The 3,497-nt window shown below is 66.8% G+C and carries 3 protein-coding genes and 1 tRNA gene; 1 reads left to right on the top strand and 3 read right to left on the bottom strand.

The genetic code is table 11. The features are described 5' to 3' along the window. Positions 1-327 precede the first annotated feature (327 nt). A tRNA-Arg gene (locus EJK15_RS68270) sits at positions 328-401 on the top strand. A 137-nt stretch (positions 402-538) separates the two neighbouring features. Here the strand turns inward: EJK15_RS68270 and EJK15_RS68265 are convergent. The 3 genes from EJK15_RS68265 to EJK15_RS68255 form a co-directional block, all read right to left on the bottom strand. After that, positions 539-1,957 carry a tyrosine-type recombinase/integrase gene (locus EJK15_RS68265; protein WP_138720769.1) on the bottom strand — a complete coding sequence of 473 codons (1,419 nt, stop codon included), beginning with the start codon at positions 1,955-1,957 and terminating at the stop codon, positions 539-541. Then, the gene (locus EJK15_RS68260) at positions 1,957-2,154 is read right to left on the bottom strand and encodes a helix-turn-helix transcriptional regulator (protein WP_138720768.1); all 198 of its coding nucleotides are present in this window, start codon (positions 2,152-2,154) and stop codon (positions 1,957-1,959) included. Before EJK15_RS68260 ends, EJK15_RS68265 begins: the two co-directional genes overlap by 1 nt. Before the next feature lie 180 nt (positions 2,155-2,334). After that, positions 2,335-3,497 (bottom strand): DUF3631 domain-containing protein (locus tag EJK15_RS68255; protein WP_138720767.1); only part of this gene is annotated, 1,163 nt, incomplete at its 5' end.

The raw sequence follows: 3,497 nt of genomic DNA, 5'->3' as shown, positions 1-3,497 counted from the left end.
CAGAGGTGTACCAGAGACAGCATTTTCCCCGTCCTCCCGGCGAGCGCCCCCGGCCTGCGGATGCGACGTGTGGCGATAGGAGTCACCGCTCACCCCATCCCGGCCGGACCCCAGAGGACACATCCCCGGACCTTTCTCCGGTTCCTCCCGTACCACCCAACCTCCGATATCCTCCTCCCGAAGGCCGAACAACCAGCCCCGCCACCGGCCGGCCCTGACGACCGCGGTTCCGGGACACTGTTCGCCTGGGGTGTGACCGGGATGACGCACTGACACGGGGAAAACGTGTGCGTGACAAGTCGCCGGATCATGCACAATAAGGCGGGAGCGCCCTTAGCTCAGCTGGATAGAGCATCGGACTTCTAATCCGACGGTCGCAGGTTCGAATCCTGCAGGGCGCGCAGATCATAACCAGCGGAAACCCCCGCCTGACCTGCACTGTTGCGCAGAGGCGGGGGTTCTTCATGTCCGGCGGTCTATGGCTCTCACCGATCGTTTGCGGGTGTCTCCGCCCCATGTTCGCCCACGGTTCCGGGGCTCACGGGTCATCCTCTTCAAGGGCCTCGGCGATCCGCCGGCGGGCGGCGTGGTCCTGGCCGACGATGCACTTGGCGTAGATCCTGAGCAGGACTTCCACGCTGTGACCTGCCCATTCGGCGACCTGAGTGGCTGGAACGCCTGCGTTGAGCCAGGTCGAGACGCAGGCGTGGCGCAGGTCGTAGACGCGTTTCGCGAGCGGCGACTGTGCCTCTTTGCTGGTCAGCGCATTCTCGCGCGCCTTGGCCCACACACGGCGGTAGGTGATGCTGGGCAGCTCACCACCGCGAACGCCGACGAAGAGTCGTCCGCCGGGACCGGTGCCGAACTCGGCGAGATGGGCGCGTATGAGCTTGGTTAGCGTGGGCGGGCACGGAACCGGGCGGGTCTGCCCCTCGGCGCGGTGCTTGAGTGCGCGTTCCTCGCGAAGTGCGCCGTCATCAGTCCATTCGCGTCCGGCGAAGGGGGCGGCGCTGGCGAAGTGAAGTTCTCCCCAGTCGTCGGCGGGTGGCTCCATCTCGCCAGTCTCGGGATTCATGACGAGCTCGGGAATCGTGATGTTGTGCTCGCGGAGGTTGACAGCTTCCTCCGGCCGCAGAGCGGCGTAGTACATCGCGCCGAAGAAGGCTACGAGGCGCTTTCCGCTCGGCTTCTGCGCTTCGACCTCAGCGAGCAGCCGGCGCGCCTGCGTGGGGTTGACCACGCTGCGCCTGTCTACCCCGTAGGTCACCTTTGGCGGCTTCCACTTGAGCGATTTGATTGGATTCGCGGTCAAGAGCTTGAGCTCCATGGCGTAATCGAGGGCGTTCTGAAGGATGGTCTTGTTCCTGCGAATCGTGCTCGTAGCTGCGGGCTTGCCGTTGAGATTCGCCGTAGCCATGTCGAGCATGCTGCGCACTGTCGCAGCCTCGGAAAGAGCGGAAACCGGCAGGCTGTTCTTGACCAGCCACGCGAGCGCTTCGGCCATCTCCCCGGATGCCTCGGCGCGCTGCTTGGTATTGAACGCCCAGCGGCGCATAGCCGTACGTAGGGTGAGATCGTCAGGCTTGCCCTTGCCGTTCTTGAGCAGGGCTGGCGTGGCAGCGGTGAGGGCGCGGGCGATGTCTTGCCTGTACTTCGCCGAAGCGGCTTTCCATTTGAAGTCGGCGAACTTGCAGGCGAACTCGTACCAGCTCATTTCGGGTTGACCAGCGCGGTTCCATTTGACAGGCTCGCCCGTGAGCAGGCTGAATGCTTCGCCGTCCCGCGCAGCGGTAACCAGGTTGCTGCGGTAAGCGTCTGCCTGAGCACTCTTCTGGAAGGTCTTCTTCCACTCCTTGCCGGCGGTTGTCCAGCGAACTCGATAGGACGTGACCTTGCCCGCCTTGTTCTTCCGAACCTCGGTCTTCATGAGGCGCACGTCATACGTGGTGTCCTTCATCAGGCGGCGTCCTCTCGGGCGGTGAGCCAGTTCTCCAGGTCCGTGCGGCGGACACGGAGGGAGCCGTTGGGCAGGGCGATGCAGCGGGGGGCGCGGCCTTTCTGCCGCCAGTCGTAGAAGGTAGATCGGGAGACTTGCAGTTCGGCGCAGACCTCGGGAATGGTCAGCATCGCGCGCAGGCGGGTGACGGTGGCCATCGCGGCGCGTTCCTTTCCGGCTTGGTGATCGGGGTGGGGGCGTGGTCGCGTGTTGAGGGCCTCGGCGGTTGTGCTTGGCGGCTTGTTGTCGAGGCCGGTTGAGGGCGGGGTAGCCGTCCCAGCCGTCCCAGGCTCATTTCCGCTGGTCAAGGCTGGGACGGCTTGTTGGGGTGGGACGGCTTAAGCCGTCCCAGTGTCGGAAGCCGTCCCACGCTGACCTGCGGTGACGAGGCTGGGACGGCTGGGACGGGTACCCCTGGCAAAGTCGAGAACATCGCCATTCGGAACGGGTTCGACGGCCGGGCAGTAGCGTGCCCAGGCGTCGAGGAAATCGGCGCGCTGGTAGCCCTTGGCCTGCACGCCGGTGGCGAAGCGGATGTTGGCCGAGCGGATGTCGTACTCGCGCAGCATCACACCGAGCTTCATGGCCGTGAGCCCCGCGGGGCCGTGCTCGCACCATTCGCTCTCGGGATCGGCCTTGAGACGCTGCAGCAGCTCGGCAGTCGAGAGCGCGGTGTCGGTGCCGAACGCTGCGCGGCAGTCGGCCAGCAGCCGGACCCGGGGTGAGGACTGGTTCTTCTCAACGGCCTCGGCGGTCAGCGCCACGGCGGCGGCGCGGGCGCGCTTGGCCCAGGTGCCGCCGGCGTGGTCGGCGACGATGACCAGGGGTTCCCATGTGTCGGCGGCGCGGTCTTCCACGGGCATGGCCGGTTCTGCCTGTTCCAGGGTGGCCAAGTCGGCGCGGAGCCACTGGTTCAGAGCGGCGGCCAGGGCTCGCAGCGGAGTGCGGTCGCGGCGGTGCCGATACGGTGCGGCGCTCTCACCGGCCGCGCGCCGACGCATGCGGATCACCACGGCGCGGTCTTCGATCGTGTCGGGCATCGCGCCGATACCGGCCAGGGCCGCCATGGCGAAGGTCGGGATGGACTCCACCCGGTTGGCGTTGGCGTCGTAGCGCTTGGCGGGGCGGTTGCGCTGGTGTCCGGCGTTGAGGAGGCCGCGTAGGTCCTCGTTGCCGTCCGCTTTGGGGCCGAAGATGGTGTCGGCCTCATCGACCAGCAGCGTTGGTGGGTCGTCGGTGATGGAGCGGTAGACGGCGGCGCTGGAGGAGTTGACGGTGATGAACGGGTTGTGGCAGGTGGCCTCCACGATGTCGAGCAGGCGGGACTTGCCGCAGCGCTTTTCGGGGGCGCGGATGACCAGGCGCGGCGCGTGTGGCCAGGCCGGTTGCGCGTGGGTGGCGGCGATCCACAGCGTGACCGCGTCGGCGGCCTGGTCGCCGGGCAGGATCACGTACCGGGTCAGGGTGGCGCGGAGCTGGTCCCTGTCTCTTCTACACATCT

The sequence above is a fragment of the Nonomuraea basaltis genome, from assembly GCF_005893125.1.
GTDB lineage: Bacteria > Actinomycetota > Actinomycetes > Streptosporangiales > Streptosporangiaceae > Nonomuraea > Nonomuraea basaltis.
The sequence above is the reverse complement of the archived record's forward strand: the minus strand, read 5'-3'. Positions and strand labels throughout refer to the sequence as shown.

Coding starts and splice junctions, on each gene's coding strand:
- EJK15_RS68265 (WP_138720769.1), bottom strand. CDS start 1,957: ATGAAGGACACCACGTATGACGTGCGCCTCATGAAGACCGAGGTTCGG.
- EJK15_RS68260 (WP_138720768.1), bottom strand. CDS start 2,154: ATGGCCACCGTCACCCGCCTGCGCGCGATGCTGACCATTCCCGAGGTC.